Origin of the sequence: Serinibacter arcticus (assembly GCF_003121705.1) — a bacterium.
Classification (GTDB): domain Bacteria; phylum Actinomycetota; class Actinomycetes; order Actinomycetales; family Beutenbergiaceae; genus Litorihabitans.
Genome location: NZ_PYHR01000002.1, coordinates 1,035,317 through 1,055,811, shown reverse-complemented (window position 1 = coordinate 1,055,811; position 20,495 = coordinate 1,035,317). Strand labels below are relative to the sequence as shown.

General features: G+C 74.3%; 23 protein-coding genes. 20 read left to right on the top strand and 3 right to left on the bottom strand.

What is annotated here, in order from left to right; translation table 11 throughout:
* From C8046_RS19925 to C8046_RS04820, 3 genes are read left to right on the top strand one after another with little or no spacing between them, the layout of a single operon-like run.
* The gene (locus C8046_RS19925) at positions 1 to 489 is read left to right on the top strand and encodes a hypothetical protein (RefSeq protein ID WP_328587577.1); all 489 of its coding nucleotides are present in this window, start codon (positions 1 to 3) and stop codon (positions 487 to 489) included.
* Complete coding sequence (locus tag C8046_RS19920; protein WP_328587576.1) at positions 486 to 716, top strand: hypothetical protein; 231 nt, start codon at positions 486 to 488, stop codon at positions 714 to 716. The genes C8046_RS19925 and C8046_RS19920 overlap by 4 nt, the downstream gene beginning before the upstream one ends.
* The gene (locus C8046_RS04820; protein ID WP_109228474.1) at positions 713 to 1,015 is read left to right on the top strand and encodes a DUF2469 domain-containing protein; all 303 of its coding nucleotides are present in this window, start codon (positions 713 to 715) and stop codon (positions 1,013 to 1,015) included. The genes C8046_RS19920 and C8046_RS04820 overlap by 4 nt, the downstream gene beginning before the upstream one ends.
* Here C8046_RS04820 and C8046_RS04815 read toward each other — a convergent pair.
* Positions 972 to 2,000, bottom strand: a complete 1,029-nt coding sequence (locus tag C8046_RS04815) for an EamA family transporter (RefSeq protein WP_109228473.1) — start codon at positions 1,998 to 2,000, stop codon at positions 972 to 974. The two genes, C8046_RS04820 and C8046_RS04815, sit on opposite strands and share 44 nt — an antisense overlap.
* A 155-nt stretch (positions 2,001 to 2,155) precedes the next feature.
* On the opposite strand from C8046_RS04815, the gene C8046_RS04810 reads away from it, so the two are divergent.
* The 6 genes from C8046_RS04810 (at position 2,156) to C8046_RS04790 (ending at position 6,988) form a co-directional block, all read left to right on the top strand.
* A complete protein-coding gene (locus C8046_RS04810; protein ID WP_109228472.1) occupies positions 2,156 to 2,704 on the top strand; it encodes a CGNR zinc finger domain-containing protein in 549 nt (182 codons plus the stop codon).
* 143 nt (positions 2,705 to 2,847) lie between these two features.
* Positions 2,848 to 3,207, top strand: a complete 360-nt coding sequence (locus C8046_RS04805; RefSeq protein WP_109230750.1) for a YraN family protein — start codon at positions 2,848 to 2,850, stop codon at positions 3,205 to 3,207.
* On the top strand, positions 3,204 to 4,727 hold the full coding sequence (locus tag C8046_RS04800) for a YifB family Mg chelatase-like AAA ATPase (protein ID WP_109228471.1): 1,524 nt from the start codon (positions 3,204 to 3,206) through the stop codon (positions 4,725 to 4,727). The genes C8046_RS04805 and C8046_RS04800 overlap by 4 nt, the downstream gene beginning before the upstream one ends.
* Positions 4,720 to 5,772, top strand: coding sequence for a DNA-processing protein DprA (dprA, locus tag C8046_RS04795; protein ID WP_235866112.1), 1,053 nt, complete (start codon positions 4,720 to 4,722; stop codon positions 5,770 to 5,772). Before C8046_RS04800 ends, dprA begins: the two co-directional genes overlap by 8 nt.
* On the top strand, positions 5,679 to 5,873 hold the full coding sequence (locus C8046_RS20185) for a hypothetical protein (RefSeq protein WP_419183547.1): 195 nt from the start codon (positions 5,679 to 5,681) through the stop codon (positions 5,871 to 5,873). Before dprA ends, C8046_RS20185 begins: the two co-directional genes overlap by 94 nt.
* 59 nt (positions 5,874 to 5,932) lie before the next feature.
* Positions 5,933 to 6,988 carry a tyrosine recombinase XerC gene (locus tag C8046_RS04790; protein WP_109228470.1) on the top strand — a complete coding sequence of 352 codons (1,056 nt, stop codon included), beginning with the start codon at positions 5,933 to 5,935 and terminating at the stop codon, positions 6,986 to 6,988.
* Between the two features lie 36 nt (positions 6,989 to 7,024).
* Here the strand turns inward: C8046_RS04790 and C8046_RS04785 are convergent, their stop codons facing one another.
* Complete coding sequence (locus tag C8046_RS04785) at positions 7,025 to 7,639, bottom strand: murein hydrolase activator EnvC family protein (protein WP_109228469.1); 615 nt, start codon at positions 7,637 to 7,639, stop codon at positions 7,025 to 7,027.
* A gap of 490 nt (positions 7,640 to 8,129) precedes the next feature.
* Here C8046_RS04785 and rpsB point away from each other — a divergent pair, with 490 nt between their 5' ends.
* From rpsB to C8046_RS04730, 11 genes are all read left to right on the top strand, one after another.
* Positions 8,130 to 9,104 (top strand): 30S ribosomal protein S2, encoded by a 975-nt coding sequence (rpsB, locus tag C8046_RS04780; protein ID WP_109228468.1) that lies wholly within the window; start codon positions 8,130 to 8,132, stop codon positions 9,102 to 9,104.
* Between the two features lie 42 nt (positions 9,105 to 9,146).
* Complete coding sequence (gene tsf, locus C8046_RS04775) at positions 9,147 to 9,992, top strand: translation elongation factor Ts (protein ID WP_109228467.1); 846 nt, start codon at positions 9,147 to 9,149, stop codon at positions 9,990 to 9,992.
* Between the two features lie 157 nt (positions 9,993 to 10,149).
* The gene (gene pyrH / locus C8046_RS04770) at positions 10,150 to 10,878 is read left to right on the top strand and encodes a UMP kinase (protein ID WP_109228466.1); all 729 of its coding nucleotides are present in this window, start codon (positions 10,150 to 10,152) and stop codon (positions 10,876 to 10,878) included.
* Between the two features lie 129 nt (positions 10,879 to 11,007).
* On the top strand, positions 11,008 to 11,565 hold the full coding sequence (frr, locus tag C8046_RS04765; protein ID WP_109228465.1) for a ribosome recycling factor: 558 nt from the start codon (positions 11,008 to 11,010) through the stop codon (positions 11,563 to 11,565).
* Positions 11,566 to 11,573: 8 nt separating this feature from the next.
* Complete coding sequence (locus C8046_RS04760) at positions 11,574 to 12,719, top strand: phosphatidate cytidylyltransferase (protein ID WP_109230749.1); 1,146 nt, start codon at positions 11,574 to 11,576, stop codon at positions 12,717 to 12,719.
* Positions 12,720 to 12,780: 61 nt separating this feature from the next.
* The gene (gene rlmN / locus C8046_RS04755; protein ID WP_109228464.1) at positions 12,781 to 14,019 is read left to right on the top strand and encodes a 23S rRNA (adenine(2503)-C(2))-methyltransferase RlmN; all 1,239 of its coding nucleotides are present in this window, start codon (positions 12,781 to 12,783) and stop codon (positions 14,017 to 14,019) included.
* Complete coding sequence (locus tag C8046_RS04750; RefSeq protein ID WP_109228463.1) at positions 14,016 to 14,621, top strand: DivIVA domain-containing protein; 606 nt, start codon at positions 14,016 to 14,018, stop codon at positions 14,619 to 14,621. Before rlmN ends, C8046_RS04750 begins: the two co-directional genes overlap by 4 nt.
* Before the next feature lie 7 nt (positions 14,622 to 14,628).
* Positions 14,629 to 15,939, top strand: coding sequence for a M50 family metallopeptidase (locus tag C8046_RS04745; RefSeq protein ID WP_109228462.1), 1,311 nt, complete (start codon positions 14,629 to 14,631; stop codon positions 15,937 to 15,939).
* 29 nt (positions 15,940 to 15,968) lie between these two features.
* Positions 15,969 to 16,799 carry a DUF4081 domain-containing GNAT family N-acetyltransferase gene (locus C8046_RS04740; RefSeq protein WP_235866111.1) on the top strand — a complete coding sequence of 277 codons (831 nt, stop codon included), beginning with the start codon at positions 15,969 to 15,971 and terminating at the stop codon, positions 16,797 to 16,799.
* A 21-nt stretch (positions 16,800 to 16,820) separates the two neighbouring features.
* Complete coding sequence (locus C8046_RS04735) at positions 16,821 to 18,626, top strand: proline--tRNA ligase (RefSeq protein ID WP_109228460.1); 1,806 nt, start codon at positions 16,821 to 16,823, stop codon at positions 18,624 to 18,626.
* A gap of 50 nt (positions 18,627 to 18,676) precedes the next feature.
* Positions 18,677 to 19,396, top strand: a complete 720-nt coding sequence (locus C8046_RS04730; RefSeq protein WP_109228459.1) for a hypothetical protein — start codon at positions 18,677 to 18,679, stop codon at positions 19,394 to 19,396.
* Between the two features lie 33 nt (positions 19,397 to 19,429).
* On the opposite strand, the gene C8046_RS18020 is transcribed toward C8046_RS04730, so the two are convergent.
* A complete protein-coding gene (locus tag C8046_RS18020) occupies positions 19,430 to 20,458 on the bottom strand; it encodes a hypothetical protein (protein ID WP_146197063.1) in 1,029 nt (342 codons plus the stop codon).
* Between the last annotated feature and the right edge of the window lie 37 nt (positions 20,459 to 20,495).

Genomic DNA, 20,495 nt, shown 5'->3' with positions numbered 1-20,495 from the left:
GTGACCGTCGGCAGGGCGCCCACCCTCCGGCTGGAGCGCGAGCTCGCCGTCGCGCCCGGCTCGCTCGTCGCCGGGATGGACGAGGTCGGCCGGGGCTGCCTCGCAGGACCCGTGAGCGTCGGCGTGACGGTCGTCGACGCCACGTCCGGCCGCCAGCCCGCGGGGCTGCGCGACTCCAAGCTCCTCGCCCCCGCCGCCCGGGAGCGTCTGCTGCCTCCCATCCGCCGCTGGGCGCTCGCGTGCGCCGTCGGCCACGCCTCGCCGGCCGAGATCGACGCGATCGGCATCATCGCGGCCCTCCGGCTCGCGGGGCACCGCGCTGTCGCCGAGGTGACGCGCGCGCTGGGGCGGCGCCCGCCGTCGTCCTCCTGGACGGCAACCACGACTGGTACTCCACGCCGGGCGACGACCTGTTCGCGGCCTTCGAGGCCGACGCCGGCGACGAGTGCGCGGGGCCCCGCGTCGTCACCCGGATCAAGGCCGACATGACGTGCGCCTCCGTGGCGGCGGCCAGCGTGCTGGCCAAGGTCGAGCGCGACGGGCTCATGCGGGCGGCGCACGACGTCGACCCGCGCTTCGACTGGGCCGGCAACAAGGGCTACGCCTCGCCGCTCCACATCGAGGCGCTCCGCGTCCACGGTCCGACCGAGAGCCACCGCCGCTCGTGGCGCCTCCCGGGCGTCGAGCCCGCGAGCCGGGGCATGATGGTCCCGTGAGCGCTGAAGACCTGGAGAACTACGAGACCGACATGGAGCTCGCGCTCTACCGCGAGTACCGCGACGTGGTCGGACTCTTCGCCTACGTGGTGGAGACGGAGCGCCGGTTCTACCTGGCCAACAACGTCGACCTGCAGGTGCGGTCGGCCGGCGGCGAGGTGTTCTTCGAGCTGACGCTCAGCGACGCCTGGGTGTGGGACGTCTACCGCTCCGCGCGGTTCGTCAAGCAGGTGCGCGTCGTGACGTTCAAGGACGTCAACGTGGAAGAGCTGTCGAAGGCAGATCTGCAGGTCCCGTGAGGTCGATCGGGGAGCGATCGGCCCAGCGGCGCACGATCGCGACTCCGGCGACCACGGCCACGGCCCCCAGCGACTGGGCGGTCGTCGGACGCTCACCGATGAGGAACCAGGCGAGCAGGACGGCGAACAGCACCTCGGACAGTCCGACGAAGGACGCCACGCGCTCGCCGAGCATCCGCACCGAGATCACGCTGACGCCGTAGGCGACGGCGGTCGGGACGGCTCCGACGACCAGCAGCGGCACCCAGGCGGGCACCGTGCCCTCCAGCAGCGTCACGTCGACGAACGGCATCCGGACCGCCAGGATCCCGGTCGCCCCGACGACGGTGACGACGACGGCGCCCACGATCATCCCGAGACCTGCCATCGCGACCGGCGGCACGGGCGAGGGCCGGGCGGTGAGCGCGAAGTACGAGGCGTTCCCGATCGCCGAGCCCGCGGCGAACATCAGGCCCACGGGGTCGAGCGCGATCGCCCCGGTGAGGTCGAGGACGGCGACGAGACCGAACATCGCCAGGCTCGCGCCGACCAGCACGCCGGGGCTGGGCATGCGCCGGGTGCGCAGCCACGACCACCCGATGAGCAGCAGCGGTCCGGTGTACTCCACCAGGAGGGCGACGGCGACGGGCAACCGCTCGACCGCGAGGAAGTACAGCGTGGAGGGGGCCGCCACGCCCATCACGCCGAACGCGACGATCCAGCGCCAGTTCGCCGCGACCGTGCGCCAGCCGTCGGGAAGGCGACGCAGCGCGATCAGCGTCGGGACGGCGAGCAGGACGGCGCCGATCGTCAGGCGGACGATGATCGCGCCGCCGGGCGACCAACCGGCCTCCAGCAGCGGCTTCACGAACGGGCCGCTCGTGGCGAAGGCGGCCGACGCCGCGAGCCCGACGGCGAGGCCCAGCCCGCGGTGGCGGGTGGGGGCGCTCGGCGTCGCTCCCGACGCGGGGGTCTGCGAGAGGTCGAGCAGGGGAGCACCGGACATGGGCGTGGCCTTCGAGGAGGTGGAGCGCGGTTGGGGCGGGAGCGGCCTGCGTGGCACGGGCGAGGTGGGGCCGGGTCACGGCGCCGGCTCCGGTCAGGAGTGAACGCCTAGGATGGTGCTGACGGTAGACCCCAAGGTTGTCAGGAGTCAACGCAATGTTCAGTCATGACACCACGCTGTCACTGCAGGCCGCCGCGGCCCTGGTGAACACGGGGCGGATGCGCGACGGCGTCGACCGGCTGGAGACGGCCGCGGAGCTCGACGCCTTCTACGTCGCCCACGGGTACGAGGGCCACGGACCGCACGACGAGGACGACGTGATCGCCGTCCGGCACACGCGCGACGGCGTCGCCCGGCTGTGGGAGGTGGAGCGCGACGAGGCCGTCGCGCTCGTGAACTCCTGGCTGCTCGAGGGCGACGCCCGGCCGCAGCTCGTGCGCCACGGGGACTGGGACTGGCACCTGCACGCCCACGCCCCCGACGCGACGCTCGCGGTGCAGATCTCGGTCGAGACCGCGATGGCGCTCATCGACGTCGTGCGCTCGGGGGCGTTCGACCGGCTGCGGGCCTGCGAGGGGGAGGGGTGCTCGGCCGTCCTGGTCGACCTGTCCCGCAACTCCTCCCGGCGCTTCTGCGACGTGAACAACTGCGGCAACCGCGCCCACGTCGAGGCCTACCGCGCCCGCCAGGCCGCGCAGGACTGACCGAGCAGCCGCGTCCCTGGCGCGACGGGTCGCGCCCGCGGGCTGTCCCCAGGGCGGCCGCGTGGGCGTCCGTCCTCCGCGGCCCCGGCGGGGCGGCGCGACGTCGGCGTCCGGTGCCACCCTCGCCGCAGGAGGTGGTGGCCGTGGCCGAGAAGGACGAGCTGGGACGGCGGGGCGAGGACCTCGCCGCGCGCTGGGTGGCCGAGCAGGGGTGGCAGGTGCTCGAGCGCAACTGGCGCGGCGAGGGCGGCGAGCTGGACCTGGTCGCGCGCGACGGGCGGGACCTCGTGGTGATCGAGGTGAAGACGCGGTCGGGCACCGGCTTCGGCGACCCGGTCACCGCCGTGACGCCGGTGAAGGTGGCGCGCCTGCGCCGGTTGACGGCGGGCTGGCTCGCCGAGCACGAGGTCCGGCCGCGCGAGGTGCGGCTCGACGTGATCGGCATCCTCTGGCCCCGCGGCGGCCCTCCGCTGCTCACCCACGTCGCCGGGATCGGCTCGTGAGCATCGGTCGGACGCACGCCGTCAGCCTGCTGGGCATGGACGGCGCCGTGGTGGAGGTCGAGGCGCACCTCGCTCTCGGCCTCCCGGCGTTCACCATCGTCGGGCGACCCGCGCCGTCGATCGCCGAGGCGCGGGAGCGGATCCGTGCCGCGGTGCACTCGTGCGGGCTGACGTTCCCGCCGCGGCGGATCACCGTCAACCTGCTGCCGGCCGACCTCGCGAAGGTCGGGGCCTTCGACGTCGCGATGGCCGTGGCCGTGCTGCGCGCTGCGGGCATCGCACCACGCACCCCGGAGCGCACCGTCCACCTGGGCGAGCTCGGTCTCGACGGCCGGGTGCACCCGGTGCGGGGAGTCCTGCCCGCCGTCCACGCGGCCGTGCGGGCGGGGTTCACCGACGTCGTCGTCCCGGCGGGCAACCACGCCGAGGCGGCGCTCGTGCCCGGGGCGGACGTGCGGTCGGTCGGGCACCTCGCGGAGCTCGTCGCCCGCTACGGGGGCGACGTGGAGGTGCCCGACGTCGTCGTCCCCGTCGCGCACGAGGTCGCCGCCGCGCTCGGACCGGTCCCGGATCTGTCGGACGTGCTCGGCCAGGGCGAGGCGCGGTTCGCGCTCGAGGTCGCGGCCGCCGGAAGTCACCACCTCTTCCTCGTGGGTCCTCCGGGGACCGGGAAGACCATGCTCGCCTCGCGGCTGCCGGGGCTGCTGCCCGACCTCACGGAGGCCGAGGCCGTCGAGGTCACCTCGCTCCACTCCGTCGCCGGGGTCTTCGACCCCGCCCGCGGCCTCCTCACCCGGCCGCCGCTCGAGGCGCCGCACCACACGGCGAGTGCGGCCGCCGTCGTCGGCGGGGGCAGCGGCATCCCGCGCCCGGGGGCGGCCTCGCGTGCCCACCTCGGCGTGCTGATGCTCGACGAGGCGCCCGAGTTCGCCACCCGCGTGCTGGAGACGCTGCGGCAGCCGCTGGAGTCCGGGGAGCTCGTCATCGATCGGGCGGCGGGATCGGCGCGCTACCCGGCCCGCTTCCAGCTGGTCCTCGCCGCCAACCCGTGCCCGTGCGGGCACGCGTCGGGCAAGGGGATCGACTGCAGCTGCACGCCGATCCAGCGCCGCCGCTACCTCAGCCGCCTGTCGGGTCCGCTGCTCGACCGGGTCGACCTCCAGGTCGACGTGCTGCCGAGCAGCGCCGCGGTGCTGGCGGGGGAGCAGGGTGAGTCGACCGCCGTGGTGGCGTCGCGCGTGCTCGCGGCCCGCACGCGGATGCGGGCGCGCTGGTCCGGGACGCCGTGGAGCACCAACGCCGAGGTGCCGGGCTCGTGGCTGCGGCGCCACCACCGGATGGACGCGGGAGCCGTGTCCGGACTCACCCGCGCCGTCGACCGGGGCACGCTCAGCCTGCGCGGCGCGGACCGTGTGCAGCGCGTGGCGTGGACGCTCGCAGACCTGGCCGGCCGCGACCGGCCCGGCGCCGACGAGGTCGCGGCCGCCATGACGCTGCGGATCCGGGGGAGTCATGGTTGAGCTGACCTTCGACGTCGACGACGACCGCCTGGCCCGCGTGGCGTGGGGTCGGCTGGCCGAACCGTGCGACCTGCACGCGGGTGCGCTCGTCGCGGCGCTCGGTCCGTCGGACGCGCTGCGCTGGGTGCTGCGCCCCGGGGAGCGTCCGCCGCGGAGTCCCTGGGGAACGACCGTCTGGGAGCGGGCGCGAGCGCGCTGGGTCCCGCGGATGCCGACCGTCGACCCGGGGCGTGAGATCGCAGGGATCGAGCGGCTCGGGGGAAGTCTGCTCGTCCCGGGCGACGAGTGCTGGCCAGACCGGTTCGCCGACCTCGACGCGGCCGCGCCGCACTGCCTGTGGGTGCGGGGCGACCCCGCGCTGCTGCTCGGGAGCGCGGTCTCCGTGGTGGGCGCCCGGGCGAGCACGGGCTACGGCGAGCACGTCGCGGGCGAGCTCTCCGCGAGTCTGGCGAGCTCGGGCACCGTCGTCGTCTCCGGCGGGGCCCACGGCATCGACGCCGTGGCGCACCGGACGGCGCTCGCGGTCGGTGGTGGCACGGTCGCGGTGATGGCGGGCGGCCTGGACCGGTTCTACCCGGCCGGCAACTCCGCCCTGCTGGAGCGGGTGGCGCGCGAGGGCGTGGTCGTCGCGGAGGTGGGGCCCGGGAGCGCGCCGAGCCGGTCGCGGTTCCTCACCCGCAACCGACTGATCGCGGCGCTCGGCGGTGTGTGCGTGGTGGTCGAGGCGGGCTGGCGGTCGGGAACGCTCTCGACGGCGATGCACGCCGCGCGGCTGCTGCGTCCGGTCGGCGCCGTCCCCGGGCCGGTGACGTCGGCCGCCTCGGCGGGCTGCCACCGGTTGATCCGCGAGGGCGTGGCGGTCTGCGTCACCGACGCCGCCGAGGTGCGGGAGCTGCTCGGGGCGCGGGGGAGGACCTGCCGGTCGAGCAGGAGGTCAGGCGGGCGAGCGACGTGCCGTCCGGTCTCGCACGTCCCGAGCACGCGCTCGTGTGGGAGGCGCTGCCGGTGCGGGCCGGTGGCACCGTGGACTCGGTCGCCCGGGTGAGCGGGCTGGCCGCGTCCGAGGTGCGTGCGGCGCTGGGTGCGCTCGAGCTGGCCGGTCACGTCAGGAGAGAGGGGGACCGCTACCGGAGGGCCGGGCGCTGATCCCCGACCTGCCGGTGTCGGTCCTTGCCCCGGCGGCCCGCGGGGGTCACCGTGGGGACGTGACCGGACCGGGGACGACCTCTCGTGGCGCTCGCGGCCCCGCCGCGGCGCCCGACGACGGCGTCCGCCCCGGCGACGCCGCCGTCGTCGAGGAGTTCGCTGCCCACCTGACGTACCAGCGCGGGCTCTCGGAGCACACCGTGCGGGCGTACGTCGGCGACGTCGGCGATCTGCTCGCCTCCGCCCCGGGCACGGCGTCGGGTGCCGACCTCGAGCGCCTCGACCTCGCCGTCCTGCGCCGCTGGCTCGCCTCGTTGTCCGCCCGCGGACTCACCCGCTCGACGCTCGCCCGCCGTGGCGCGGCCGCCCGGACGTTCACGCGCTGGGCCAGCCACCAGGGGCTGATGCGCACCGACCCCGGTCTCCGGCTCCGCAGCCCGCGGGCCGACACGGTGCTGCCCGTGGTCCTGACCCCGCGTCAGGCCGCGGCCGCGCTCGACGGGGCCGCGCCCGACCCGGGCAGCGCCGGCGCCCGGGGCGACGACGTCCGGGTCGCCCCCGGCTCCTCTTCCGGCGACGAGCCCGTGGACGGAGTGGTCGACCCGCTGACCGACGCTCTGGTCCGCCGCGACCGCGCCGTGCTCGAGCTCCTGTACGGCGCGGCGCTGCGCGTCTCGGAGCTCACCGCGCTCGACCTGACCTCGATCCAGCACGGGGAGCGGCTGGTGCGCGTGCTCGGCAAGGGTCGCAAGGAGCGCGTCGTCCCGTACGGCGCCCCGGCGGCACGCGCGCTCGGGGCGTGGCTCGCCGTTCGGGAAGCCCTCGTCACGGCGGACTCGGGCCGCGCGCTCTTCCTCGGCCGGCGCGGCGGGCGGATCGACCCCCGGGCCGTCCGGACCGTGGTGCACGAGGCGAGCCGTGCGGCGGGCGGGCCGGACATCGCGCCGCACGGCCTTCGCCACAGCGCCGCGACCCACCTGCTCGAGGGCGGCAGCGACCTGCGCTCCATCCAGGAGATGCTCGGGCACGCCTCCCTCGCGACGACCCAGCGCTACACGCACGTCAGCTCGGAGCGGCTGCTCGCCACCTTCAAGCAGGCCCACCCCCGCGCCTGACCGTGCCCCGGACAGGGCCGAGGTCCGAGCGGTCCATCACTCCCAGAGCCTGATGACGACGTCGCCCGCCACCAGCAGCGTCGGGTCGACGTAGGTCTCCCTGCCGATGCGGGCACCCCAGTGCAGGGCGTCCGTACCGTCCTGGCGATGGCCCGGGACGAGCGTGCCGATCACGTCGCCCCGGAGCACCGCCTCACCCCGGGCGACGGCGGGCGTCACGGGCTCGTAGGTCGTGCGGATCCCGTCGGCGTGGTCGAGCGAGACGACGCCCCGGCCGGCCACCGTGCCCGCGAACGCGACCACCCCGTCCGCCGCGGCGTGGACGGGCGCACCGGCCGAGGCCGCCAGATCCACACCGCGGTGTCCGGCGAGCCACGGCTGCGCGGGGTCGTCGAAGGCTCGCACCACGGCCGGCGCGGGCAGCGGCCAGTCGTAGACGACAGCGGCCTCCGCACCTCGCGCGGCGGGGCGTGGGGCGGCCGCGACGGCGGGTCGGGCGGCAGCCCCGGCCGGACCTGCGTCGCCGGCACCGCCACCGCCCTGACCGCCACCGCCCGGACCTCCACCGCCTCCAGTGCCGGCGACGGTCGCCGTCGCAGCGAGGGCGGCGACGGCCGCCACGGTCCCGAGGACGCGGAAGATGCTGGGCATGCCCGATCCTGACGCGGGGGACGGCGCGGCGGGAGCCGTTCCGGGGCGACGGGGAGTGCGGGGCCGGCCGACGTCCTGGGGACAGCCCGCGCCGTCGGGACACCCGCGCCTCGCCGCGCTCCACGCCTGCGCCGTTCCGTGTGATCTCCCGGCGCCGACGCCCCGAGACCGGCGTCGCCGCGGCCCGTCGCCCGGGTCGGGGCCGACGCCTCGGGTCGGGTACCATGGCCGGTGCAGTCGGCACGCGTCGACTGACATCGCGTGCCCGCACATCGGCACGGCAGCCCCGGACCGACAGCCTCACGGCTGACGGACCGGCGGACCCAGCCGTCCGAGGCGCACCACGGCGGTCCACCCCCGGGTGGTTCGTGGAGCGTCGCGGGCACCAGGCCGCCGCCACTCCGTGGACGGCGGATGAACCGGAACAACGGACGCCCTGCGGGGCGCCCGTGAGATGCGCGGGCCCAGGCCCGCGTCGAAAGGACGAGCCATGGCCGTCGTCACCATGCGCCAGCTCCTCGAGAGCGGCGTTCACTTCGGGCACCAGACCCGCCGTTGGAACCCGAAGATGAAGCGATTCATCTTCACCGAGCGCAACGGCATCTACATCATCGACCTGCAGCAGTCGCTGGTCGACATCGACCGCGCCTACAACTTCGTCAAGGAGACGGTGGCCCACGGTGGCTCCATCCTCTTCGTCGGCACGAAGAAGCAGGCCCAGGAGGCCGTCGCCGAGCAGGCCGCGCGCGTGGGCATGCCCTACGTCAACCAGCGCTGGCTCGGCGGCATGCTGACCAACTTCCAGACGGTGAGCAAGCGCCTCGCGCGCCTCGCCGAGCTCGAGGGCGTCGACTTCGACGACGTGGCCGCGTCCGGCCGCACGAAGAAGGAGCTCCTCATGATGAACCGCGAGAAGGTGAAGCTGGAGCGCACCCTCGGTGGTATCCGCACCATGGGCAAGGTCCCCTCCGCCGTGTGGATCGTCGACACGAAGAAGGAGCACCTCGCGATCGCCGAGGCGCGCAAGCTCAACATCCCGATCGTCGCGATCCTCGACACCAACTGCGACCCGGACGAGGTCGACTTCCCGATCCCGGGCAACGACGACGCGATCCGCGCCGTCGGTCTGCTCACCCGCGTGATCGCGGACGCCGTCGCCGAGGGCACCATCGCCCGTCACTCGGGCGGCTCCGCCGCCGCCGGTGACGCCGCTGCGTCCGAGCCGCTCGCGGCCTGGGAGCAGGAGCTCCTCGCCGCCGGTGAGGCCGAGGTCGTGGCCGAGGCCGCCACCGAGGTCGCGGCCGAGGCCGCCGCCGACTCCGAGGTCGCCGACGAGGTGGCCGTGGCCGCCGAGGTCGTGGCCGAGGTCGCCGTCGAGGAGGCCGTCGAGGCCGAGGTCGCGGCCGAGGCCGAGGTCGAGGCCGTCGAGGAGGCCGCCCCGGCCTCCGACGACACCAACGCCTGAGAACGTCTCCCCCCAGCACTGACGAGAGAGAGTCACAGAAACATGGCGAACTACACCGCTGCCGACATCAAGGCGCTGCGGGAGAAGTCCGGCGCCGGCATGATGGACGTCAAGAAGGCGCTGGACGAGTCCGGCGGCGACGTCGACAAGGCGATGGAGCTCATCCGCGTCAAGGGTCTGAAGGGCGTCGCCAAGCGCGAGGGTCGTAGCGCGTCGGAGGGCCTCGTGGTCGCTGCCGTCGTGGACGCCCCCGACGCCGACGGCCAGATCGGCATCCTGGTCGAGGTCAACGCCGAGACCGACTTCGTGGCGAAGAACGCGACGTTCATCGACCTCGCCGAGAAGGTCCTCGGTGCTGCCGTGGCCTCCGGCGCGGCTGACGCCGAGGCGCTCGCCGCCAGCTACATCGGCGAGAAGACCGTCCAGGACGTCGTCGACGAGACGGCCGCCACGCTCGGCGAGAAGATCGTCGTGCGTCGCGTGGCCCGTCTGGCCGGCGAGAACATCTCGGTCTACCTGCACCGCACGGCCAAGGACCTGCCCCCGCAGGTCGGCGTCCTCGTGGCCAGCAGCAAGCCGGCCGCCGAGATCGCCGGCGAGGTCGCGATGCACGTCGCCGCATTCTCCCCGGTCTACCTCATCCGCGACGAGGTCCCCGCGGACACCGTCGCCGACGAGCGTCGCATCGCCGAGGAGACCTCGCGCAACGAGGGCAAGCCCGAGGCCGCGCTCCCGAAGATCATCGAGGGCCGTCTCAACGGGTTCTTCAAGGACCAGGTGCTCCTCGAGCAGGCGTTCGCGCGTGACCCGAAGAAGTCGGTCGGTCAGGTCGTGAAGGACGCCGGCGGCGAGGTCACCGGCTTCGTGCGCTACCGCGTCGGGGCCTGATCCCGCGCTGGCCTCGGACGGCCGGGTCCTCCCGGCCGTCCGAGGCCACACGCACATCCGGGCCCGTCCCGGCCGTGCCCAGCTCGACCTGTACCACCTGCACCACCCGCACCACCCACCCGCACCGCTCGAACCAGCCGCTCCAGGAGGCCCCGAGGTGACGACGACGTCGGAAACCACCCCAGCACGCCGCGTGCTCCTCAAGCTCTCGGGCGAGGTGTTCGGCGGTGGCAGCATCGGCCTCGACCCTGACGTCGTCTCGAGCGTCGCCGGCGAGATCGCGGCAGCCGTCGACGAGGGCGTGCAGGTCGCCATCGTCGTGGGTGGGGGCAACTTCTTCCGCGGCGCCGAGCTCTCCCAGCGGGGGATCGACCGCTCGCGCGCCGACTACATGGGCATGCTCGGCACGGTCATGAACTGCCTGGCACTGCAGGACTTCCTGGAGAAGGCCGGTGTGAGCACCCGCGTGCAGACCGCCATCACGATGGGCCAGGTCGCCGAGCCGTACATCCCGCTGCGCGCGATCCGTCACCTCGAGAAGGGCCGAGCCGTGATCTTCGGCGCCGGCGCCGGCATGCCGTACTTCTCCACCGACACCGTCGCGATCCAGCGCGCGCTGGAGACCCACTGCCAGGAGGTGCTGGTCGGCAAGAACGGCGTCGACGCGGTCTACACCGCGGACCCGCGCACCGACCCGACCGCCCGCCGTCTCGAGCGTCTGACGTTCGACCAGGCGATCCAGCAGGACCTCAAGGTCGTCGACGCGACGGCGTTCAGCCTCAGCCGTGACAACGCGCTGCCGATGCGCGTCTTCGGGATGGGGGAGCGGGGCAACGTCACACGGGCCCTCCGAGGTGAGAGTATCGGGACGCTGGTCACCTCCTGAGTCACCGCCCGCCGGGGCCGTCGCGACGACGGAGCCCGGCGTCGACCTGAGAAGTCACCACCGCTTTCACGAGACATCAGCGGCCCACCCGGCCGCGCCGACGTGCGCCACGCACAAGAAGGAGCTGCTGTGATCGACGACGTTCTCCTCGAGGCCGAGGACAAGATGGACAAGGCCGTGGAGGTGGCGCGCGAGGAGCTGGCGTCCATCCGCACCGGTCGCGCGAACGCGGGGCTGTTCACCAAGGTCCTGGTGGACTACTACGGCGCGCCCACGCCGCTGCAGCAGCTCGCCGGGGTGACCATCCCGGAGGCGCGCGTCGTGCTGATCAACCCCTACGACCGCGCGGCCACGAACGACATCATCAAGGCGCTGCGCGAGTCCGACCTCGGGGTCAACCCGACCGACGACGGCAACGTCATCCGCATCTCCCTGCCGCAGCTCACGGAGGAGCGCCGCCGCGAGTACGTCAAGCTCGCCAAGACCAAGGGCGAGGACGCCCGCGTCTCGGTGCGCGGCGTCCGCCGCAAGGCGAAGGACGAGCTCGACCGCATCGTCAAGGACGGCGAGGCCGGCGAGGACGAGGGTGCGCGCGCCGAGAAGGAGCTCGAGTCCCTGACGAAGGCGCACGTCGACGTCATCGACGACCTGCTGTCGAACAAGGAGCGCGAGCTCCTCGAGGTGTGAACGACCGCATGACGCAGGACGACCCCGAGACCCCCGCACGCCCTCTCACCCGCCGTGAGCTGAGGGCGCTGCGGGAGTCTGGCGTCCTCCCGGCCGTGTCCGACGAGGGCCCGACGGCGGAGCCCGTCGCGGAGCCCGAGCCGGTCGCCGAGCCCGAACCGGTCGCCGAGCCCGAGCCGGTCCCCGTCACGGAGGCCGCGCCGCGACCCGTCCCCGCCGCCGTGCCGTCGGCCCCCGCGGCCACGACGACGTCGACGATCCCCACCATCCCCACCGCCCCCGCTGACCTCGACCTCACGGCCCCGCTCGCCCCCGAGCCCACACCGAGCGACGTCCTCACGGCGCGTGCGGGCCGCAACGTGCCCGTCGCCGTCGGCGTCGGTGTGGGGCTGGTCGGGCTCCTGCTCGCCAGCCTGTTCATCCGCAAGGAGGCGTTCGGGCTGTTCGCCCTCGTCACCGTGGCCGGGGCCCTCATCGAGCTGCGGGCCGCGCTGGCCCGTCAGAACATCACGCTGCCGGTGCTCCCGATCATGGTGGGCACGGTGGGCATGTTCGTCTCCGCCTACCTGGCGGGGACCGAGGCGCTGCTGGTGGCGTTCGTGCTGACGGCGGGCGGCGTCTTCGTGTGGTGCGTGCTCGACGGCGGAGGCCTGCGCGTGCTGCGCAACGCCAGCGCCGCGATCTTCGTCACCGCCTACGTGCCCTTCCTGGCGTCCTTCCTCGCCCTCGCCCTCGCGGAGGACGACGGCGCGTGGCGCGTCCTCATCGTCGTCGCCCTGATCGTGGCGTGCGACACCGGGGGGTGGGCGGCCGGTGTCACGTTCGGTCGGCACGCGCTCGCCCCGACCATCAGCCCCAAGAAGTCCTGGGAGGGGCTGGGCGGCTCGCTGCTGCTGAGCTCCGTCGTCGGCGCCCTCCTCGTCTCGCTCGCGCTCGACGCCCCCTGGTACGTCGGAGCGGGCATCGGAGCGCTCGCGGTGCTCGCCGGGATGGTCGGCGACCTCGGCGAGTCCCTCATCAAGCGCGACCTGGGGATGAAGGACATGGGTGCCATGCTGCCGGGCCACGGCGGCGTCCTCGACCGAGTCGACTCGCTCCTGGTGGCGGCGCCGGTCGTGGTGACCGCCCTCGCCCTCGCCGCCCCCGCCCTCTGACCTGCCACGAACAACCGCCCGCACGGCCGACCGACGGCCTGCAGGGCACAATGGAGCCACCATGACGACCACGACCCCGCCCACCGGTACGGCCGGCGTCCCCGCCGCCACCCCCGGCGACCGCCCGCGCCTGCAGATGGCGGCCCCGCGTCGGGGCAAGCCGCCGATGCACCTCGCCGACCTGACGTCCGCCGAGCGGAAGGCGAAGGTCGCCGAGCTCGGTATCCCGGGCTTCCGGGCCGATCAGCTCTCGCGGCACTACTTCACCCACTTCACGCGGGACGCCGAGCAGATGTCCGACCTGCCCGCCGCGGCCCGCGACGAGCTCGTCGACGCCCTCCTGCCCGAGCTCATCACGCCCGTGCGCACGATGGCGGCGGACGGTGGCGAGACGCTCAAGACGCTGTGGTCGATGCACGACGGCGCGAAGGTCGAGTCCGTCCTCATGCAGTACCGCGACCGCACCACGCTGTGCGTGTCGAGCCAGGCGGGTTGCGGCATGGCGTGCCCGTTCTGCGCCACCGGCCAGCTCGGTCTGACGCGCAACCTGTCGACCGCCGAGATCATCGAGCAGGTCCGCCTCGCGGCCGCCGCGAGCCGTGACGGGCTCACCTCGCGGGGCCCGAACCGCCTGAGCAACGTCGTGTTCATGGGGATGGGCGAACCGCTGGCCAACTACAAGGCCGTCGTCGGCGCCGTGCGTCGCATGATCAACCCCGCCCCGGACGGCTTCGGTCTCTCCGCGCGCAACATCACCGTCTCGACCGTCGGCCTCGTCCCCGCGATGCGCAAGCTCGCCGACGAGAAGATGCCGGTCACCCTTGCGCTCTCGCTGCACGCCCCCGACGACGAGCTGCGCGACGAGCTCATCCCGATCAACTCCCGGTGGAAGGTGGGGGAGGCGCTCGACGCCGCCCGTCACTACTTCGACGTCACCGGTCGCCGCGTGAGCATCGAGTACGCCCTCATCCGCGACATGAACGACCACGGCTGGCGCGCGACGCTCCTGGCCGACGAGCTGATCAAGCGGGGCCGCGGCTGGGTGCACGTCAACCCCATCCCGCTGAACCCGACGCCCGGCTCGAAGTGGACGGCGAGCGATCCCGCCGTCGAGGACGAGTTCGTGGCACGGTTGCGTCACGCAGGCATCCCGACCACGGTCAGGGACACCCGCGGCAGCGACATCGACGGGGCGTGCGGGCAGCTGGCGGCGGGAGCCGAGGACCAGCCCGGCCGCGACGTCCCGGCCGGTCGCGAGGAGCAGGCCTCGGACAGCGGCGAGAAGGAGACGACGGAGTGACGGAGCTGTTCCCCCGGGTGTCGGCGACGGCGCGCGGGTACGACATCGAGCAGGTCGACACCTTCTTCGAGCGCGCCCGTCGCGACTACGAGGGGAGCGTCACCGGCGACGCGAGCGAGCAGGCGGACGGGCCGGACGAGCCCGACACCACGCCCGCCGAGGAGCCGCTGGACGCCTCCGCCGTCCGGGTCGCCGCGTTCGACCTGGTGCGGCACGGCTACGCCCCGGCCGCCGTCGACGCGGCCCTCGACCGTCTCGAGGCGGCGTTCGTCGCGGCCGACCGCGCCGACTTCATCGCGGAGAACGGCCAGAGCTCCTGGATGAGCGGTGTCGTCGAGCGCGCCACCACGCTCTACGAGCGCCTCACCCGCCCGCCGCGCGAGCGGTTCGCCCCGCCGGAGCGCGGTCGCGGCTACGACTCCGCCCAGGTCGACGCGCTGCTCGACCGCCTGGTCGCCTACTTCGACGAGGGCACGGCCATCAAGGCGGCCCAGGTCCGCTCCACGACGTTCGCCTCCGCACCGCGCTCGCGCGCCTACGCCGAAGGTCCGGTGGACGCCTACCTCGACCGCGTCGTGGACGTTCTGCTCGCCGTCGAGTGACCTGACGATGTTCTGGGTCGGCGTCGCCGTCATCGTCGTGGGGCTGCTCGCCTCGATCGCCTGGCACGAGCTGGGCCACCTCCTTCCCGCGAAGCGGTTCGGCGTGCTCGTCACGCAGTACATGATCGGGTTCGGGCCCTCGCTGCTGAGCCGTCGCCGCGGCGAGACCGAGTACGGGCTCAAGGCGATCCCGCTCGGCGGCTACATCCGCATGGTCGGCATGTTCCCGAGCGAGGCGATGCTGCCCGCGGGCACGGCCGCCCGCCGCGACCCCGCCCGCGCCACCGGCTGGCGCCGCCGCACCCGCTCGATCGCCGCCGAGGCCAGGGAGTTCTCCGGCCTCGAGGTGCCCGCCGGCCAGGAGGGGCGGACGTTCGCCGCCCTCACCGTGCCGCGCAAGCTCGTCATCATGGCCGGCGGCCCGTTCGCGAACCTCGTGCTCGCGTTCGTGCTGCTCGCCGTCGCCAACATCGGTATCGGGCTGCCGGCCGCCACCACGTCGCTGGGGGCGGTCTCCACGTGCCTGCCCGCGGCGGGCGCCGCGGAGTGCACCGACGCCGACGCCCCCTCACCCGCCCTCGCGGCCGGCCTCGAGGTCGGTGACGTGATCGTCTCCTGGAACGGCGTGCCCGCCTCGGACTGGCCGACCGTCCAGGCAGCCATCCGCGACGGTGGCAGCGGGCCCGTCGACGTCGTGGTCGACCGCGGCGGCGCCGAGGTCGCCCTCGAGGTGACGCCGTCGATCGTGGAGCGCGAGGTGCTCGGCGCCGACGGCGAGGTCACCACCGCCCCGATCCCGGTCGTCGGCATCACCCCGGTCGAGGTGCTCGAGCGCCAGAGCCTCGGCGAGGTCGGTCAGACCTTCGTCGCAGGCGTGGGAGAGACGTTCCGCATCGTCGTCACGCTGCCGGTCCAGCTCGTCGGCGTCGTGTCCTCGACGTTCGGCGACGCCGAGCGGGAGCCCGGCGTCGTCGGCCTCATCGGGGTGGGACGGATCGCGGGCGAGGCCACCAGCCTCGACACCGACTTCGGTGCCGCGGGTTCGGCGCTCACGCTGCTGCAGGTGCTGTCGTCCCTCAACCTCGCGCTGTTCGCGTTCAACATGATCCCGCTGCTGCCACTCGACGGCGGCCACATCGCCGGGGCTCTCTGGGAGGGTCTGCGCCGACGGATCGCGCGCCTGCGCGGCCGACCCGACCCGGGTCCGGTCGACGTCGCCCGACTCCTCCCGCTGACGTACGTCGTGGTCATCGCCCTGGCGGCGATGTTCGTCCTGCTCACCGTGGCCGACATCGTCGACCCGCTCTCGTTGGCCTGAGCGTGGGCTGGCGGACCCCGGCGGGGCCGGTGGCGCGGGCCCTCGGCCCGGCCGACCTCGACGCGGCGCTGGCCCTGTGCGCCGTCGACCCGGTGGCCAACGTGCTGGCTGCGGTGCGCCTGTCCGACAGCGCCGGCCGCCCGTCCTTCGGCTCGGGCGCCTGGGGCGCGTACGACGACGGCGGCCTGCAGGCCCTCGCGTGGGTCGGCGCCAACGTCGTCCCGGTCAGCCCCACCGGCCGCGGCCTGGAGGCGATAGCGCGCGCCGTCGTCGTCCACCAGCGGAGCTTCTCCTCGCTCGTGGGCGACGCCCCCGCGGTCCACACCGTCTGGAGCCACCTCGCACAGGCGTGGCCCCGACCGCGCCAGATGCGGGGCGACCAGCCGTCGCTGACGATCTCGGGCACCCCCGCGGTCGCCCCCGACGCCGGGGTCCGGCAGGCCGTGATGGGCGAGCTCGACCTCGTGCTGCCGGCGAGCGTCGCGATGTTCACCGAGGAGTACGGCTACTCGCCGCTGGGCAGCGGCGGGGCGTACGCCGCCCGGGTGCGGCAGCTGATCGAGGCGGGCCGCTCCTTCGTGCGGATCGGGCGCGGGCCGGACGGTCCCCGCGTGGAGTTCAAGGCGGAGATCGGGGCGTTCGCGCTCGGCGTCGCCCAGATCCAGGGGGTCTGGACGCACCCGGACCTGCGGGGTCACGGCGTCGGGGCCGCCGGGACCGCCGCCGTCGTCGAGCACGCCTACGCGCTCGGGGCGCGGACCGTGTCGCTGTACGTCAACGACTACAACTCCACCGCCCGCGCGGTGTACCGCCGCGTGGGGATGGAGCAGGTGGGCTCGTACGCGACCGTCGTGCTGTAGCCGCTGGCATAGGCTGGCTCCGTGCTGATGCGGATGTCCTCCCTGTTCCTGCGTACCCTGCGTGACGATCCCGTCGACGCCGAGGTCGACTCCCACAAGCTGCTGGTGCGGGCGGGCTACATCCGCCGCGCCGCGCCCGGGATCTACACCTGGCTGCCGCTCGGGCTGAAGGTGCTCGCCCACGTCGAGCAGGTCGTGCGCGAGGAGATGGCCGCCGCCGGCGCCCAGGAGATCCACTTCCCGGCGCTGCTGCCGCGGGAGCCGTACGAGACGACGAACCGCTGGACGGAGTACGGCCCGAACCTGTTCCGGCTGCAGGACCGTCGCGGCAACGACTACCTCCTCGCGCCCACGCACGAGGAGATGTTCACCCTGATGGTGAAGGACCTGTACTCCTCCTACAAGGACCTGCCGCTCGCGCTGTACCAGATCCAGACCAAGTACCGCGACGAGGCCCGCCCGCGCGCCGGCCTCCTGCGCGGTCGCGAGTTCATCATGAAGGACGCCTACACCTTCGACATCGACGCCGACAGCCACGCCGCGTCCTACCAGGCGCAGCGGGACGCGTACGAGCGCATCTTCGCGCGCCTCGGCCTGCCGTACGTCATCGTCGCGGCGACGTCAGGTGCGATGGGCGGCTCCCGCAGCGAGGAGTTCCTCTCGCCGTCGCCGATCGGCGAGGACACCTACGTCCGCTCCGCCGGCGGCTACGCGGCCAACGTCGAGGCCGTCACGACTCCGGTGCCGGAGGCGATCCCGTTCGACGACGCCCCCGCGGCGCACGTCGAGGACACGCCCGACACCCCGACGATCGCGAGCCTGGTCGACGTCGCCAACGAGCGCTTCCCCCGCGCCTCGGGCGCCTGGACCGCCGCCGACACGCTGAAGAACGTCGTCGTGGTCCTCACGCACCCCGACGGCGAGCGCGAGCTCGTCGTCGTCGGCGTCCCCGGCGACCGCGACGTGGACATGAAGCGGCTCGAGGCCGCCGTGGCACCCGCCGACGTCGAGGCCGCCGGCGAGGCCGACTTCGCCCGCCACCCCGAGCTCGTCAAGGGCTACATCGGCCCCGGCGTGCTGGGCCCGAACGGGGACGGCGGACGCGAGCTGGCCGACGACGGCCGCGTCGTCAGCGGCGCCGTGCGCTACCTCCTCGACCCGCGCATCGTCCCGGGCACCAGCTGGATCACCGGGGCGAACCTGCCTGGCCGGCACGTCTTCGAGCTGGTCGCCGGCCGCGACTTCTCCGCCGACGGCACGGTCGAGGCCGCGGAGGTGCGCGCCGGCGACGCCGCGCCCGACGGCTCGGGCCCGCTGGAGCTCGCGCGCGGGATCGAGATGGGTCACGTGTTCGACCTCGGCACCAAGTACTCCCAGGCCCTGGGCCTGACGGTGCTCGACCAGAACGGGAAGGCGCGCGTGGTCCACATGGGCTCCTACGGCGTCGGCGTCTCGCGCGCCGTCGCGGCGCTGGCCGAGAACTTCCACGACGAGCGCGGCCTGACCTGGCCGGTCGCCGTCGCGCCCGCCCAGGTGCACGTCGTCGCGACCGGCAAGGACGACGCCGTGTTCGCCGCGGCCGAGGAGATCGCCGCCGGGCTCGTCGCACAGGGGCTCGACGTCCTGGTCGACGACCGCCGCAAGGTCTCGCCCGGCGTGAAGTTCGCCGACGCGGAGCTGCTCGGGATCCCGGTCATCGTCGTGGTCGGTCGCGGCCTGGCCGACGGCGTCGTCGAGGTCCGCCGCCGCGCGAGCGGCGTGACGGAGGAGGTCGCGGTCCAGGGTGCCGTGAGCTCCGTGCTCGAGGTCGTGGACTCGCTGCGCTGAGCCGCGGGTCCATCCCCCCGCGGTCGGGGCGGCTCGCCTAGGGTCGAGGCATGGAGTCCATGTTCCTCCTCGTGCCCGTGATGTTCGTCGCCGTCCCGCTGCTGATGATCGGCCTGGTCGTCTACGCCGTCGTCAGCTCCAAGCGGCGTCGTGAGGGCCTGACCGCCTACGCCGGCAGTCGTGGCTTCACCTTCCGCCCCGACGGTGACCACCTCGTCGACCGGTTCCCCGGCGACCCCTTCGGTCGCGGCTACCGGCGGTCCGGGTCCCAGGTCGTCGAGGGAGTCCACGAGGGGCGGCACTTCGTCGCCTTCGACTACTCCTACAAGACCTCGGGCGGGAGCAGGGACAGGGACAGCACCAGCAGCTTCTCCGTGGTGGCGATGAATCTCGGCTGCCGCATCCCGCGCCTCCAGGTGCGCCCCCAGTCCGCCATCGGTCGCCTGTTCGCCGACTCGTTCGGCACCGACTACCGGATCGGGGACCAGGCGTTCGACGACGCCTTCCACATCGCCACCGACTCGCCCGAGCTCGCCCACGACGTCCTCCACCCCGGGATGCGACACCTGCTGCTGGCCACCCGCGGGCGGGTCGTGCGGTTCCAGGACGACTCGCTGCTGATGTTCCGCAGCGGCCACCACTCGCCGGAGGAGATCGACGCCGTGCTCGCCCTGATGGCGCAGGTGCTGCGCACCGTGCCCGACCACGTGTGGACGAGGCTGCGGGGCGAGGCGCCGATCAGCGACGCCCCGACCTGGGACGCGCCCTAGCGCAGCGGGTCGCCCGACAGGGCCGGGCGCAGGTCAGCCCGCGCTCGGCACCTCGCCGGTGAGACCGGGCAGCACCACGGCCGGATCGTCGAGAGCGCCGACCGGGGCGAGGGCGCGGGCCCGCAGGAGAGCCTCCAGCGCCGCGTCGAGCGCGACCCCGCGCGTGGCCCCGGGGAGGGCGGCGCCCACCCAGAGCCGGGCGACCTCGGTCTCGAGCGTGACGGCGGCACTCACCGGATCGGCGTCCAGGAGCGAGGCGACGTCGTAGACCGCCTCCCGCGGGTCGGAGGCACCCGTCGCGCCGGCCCGGCTCGCGAGCAGGTCGCCGGTGCGTCGCAGCTCGCCGGCCCGGGAGCCCCAGTCGGACCGCCGGGCGGCGTCGTCCGATCCGGCGGCCAGCACCTCGTAGCCGAACGCGGCGGCGTCGAGACCCCGGACGAGGGGATCGACGTCGCGGAAGGACGCCAGGCCCAGGGCCGTGGTGTCCACCCCGCCGACCGGGAGGGGCGTGGCGGTCGCGGCGCCGGACGCGGCGGCGATCTCGTGCGCGGCGATCGCGCGCCAGAGGGCCACGGAGACCAGGAGGCGCGACGTGCCGTCGGAGACCTCGCCGAGGCCCGCGCGGGCGTCGTCGTAGCCGAGCTGCAGGGTGGCCAGGGCTCCCGCCAGATCCGTCGTGGCGGCCGGGGCGGTCGGGCCGTCCGTGGGCTCCTGGCCCTCGGGGGCCGTCCACGTGCCGCCGAGCGCCTCGACGTGGCTCGCGCTCGCCGTCGCCACCTGCGTGAGCCGGTCGAGCACGGAGGCCGCCGCGGGATCCGCGGCCGCGGCCGTGGCGGCCGCGGCGATCGCCTCCGCGTCGACGACGGCACCGGCGCGGACCTGCTCGGCCGCGTCCAGCGTCACGACGGGCGGCGGGGGCGTCTCGAGCCGGACGCCGCAGCCCGCCGTCAGCGTGGCTGCCGCTGTGACGACCGCGACAGCGACGAGGCTGCGGCGCACGAGCGGGCGGCGGCGCGGGGCTCGGAGCGGGACGGGAGCGGGGGAGCGGAACGGGGGCGGCACGGGGCAACGGTAGTCTTGTCCGGCCCGTGCGCGCCGC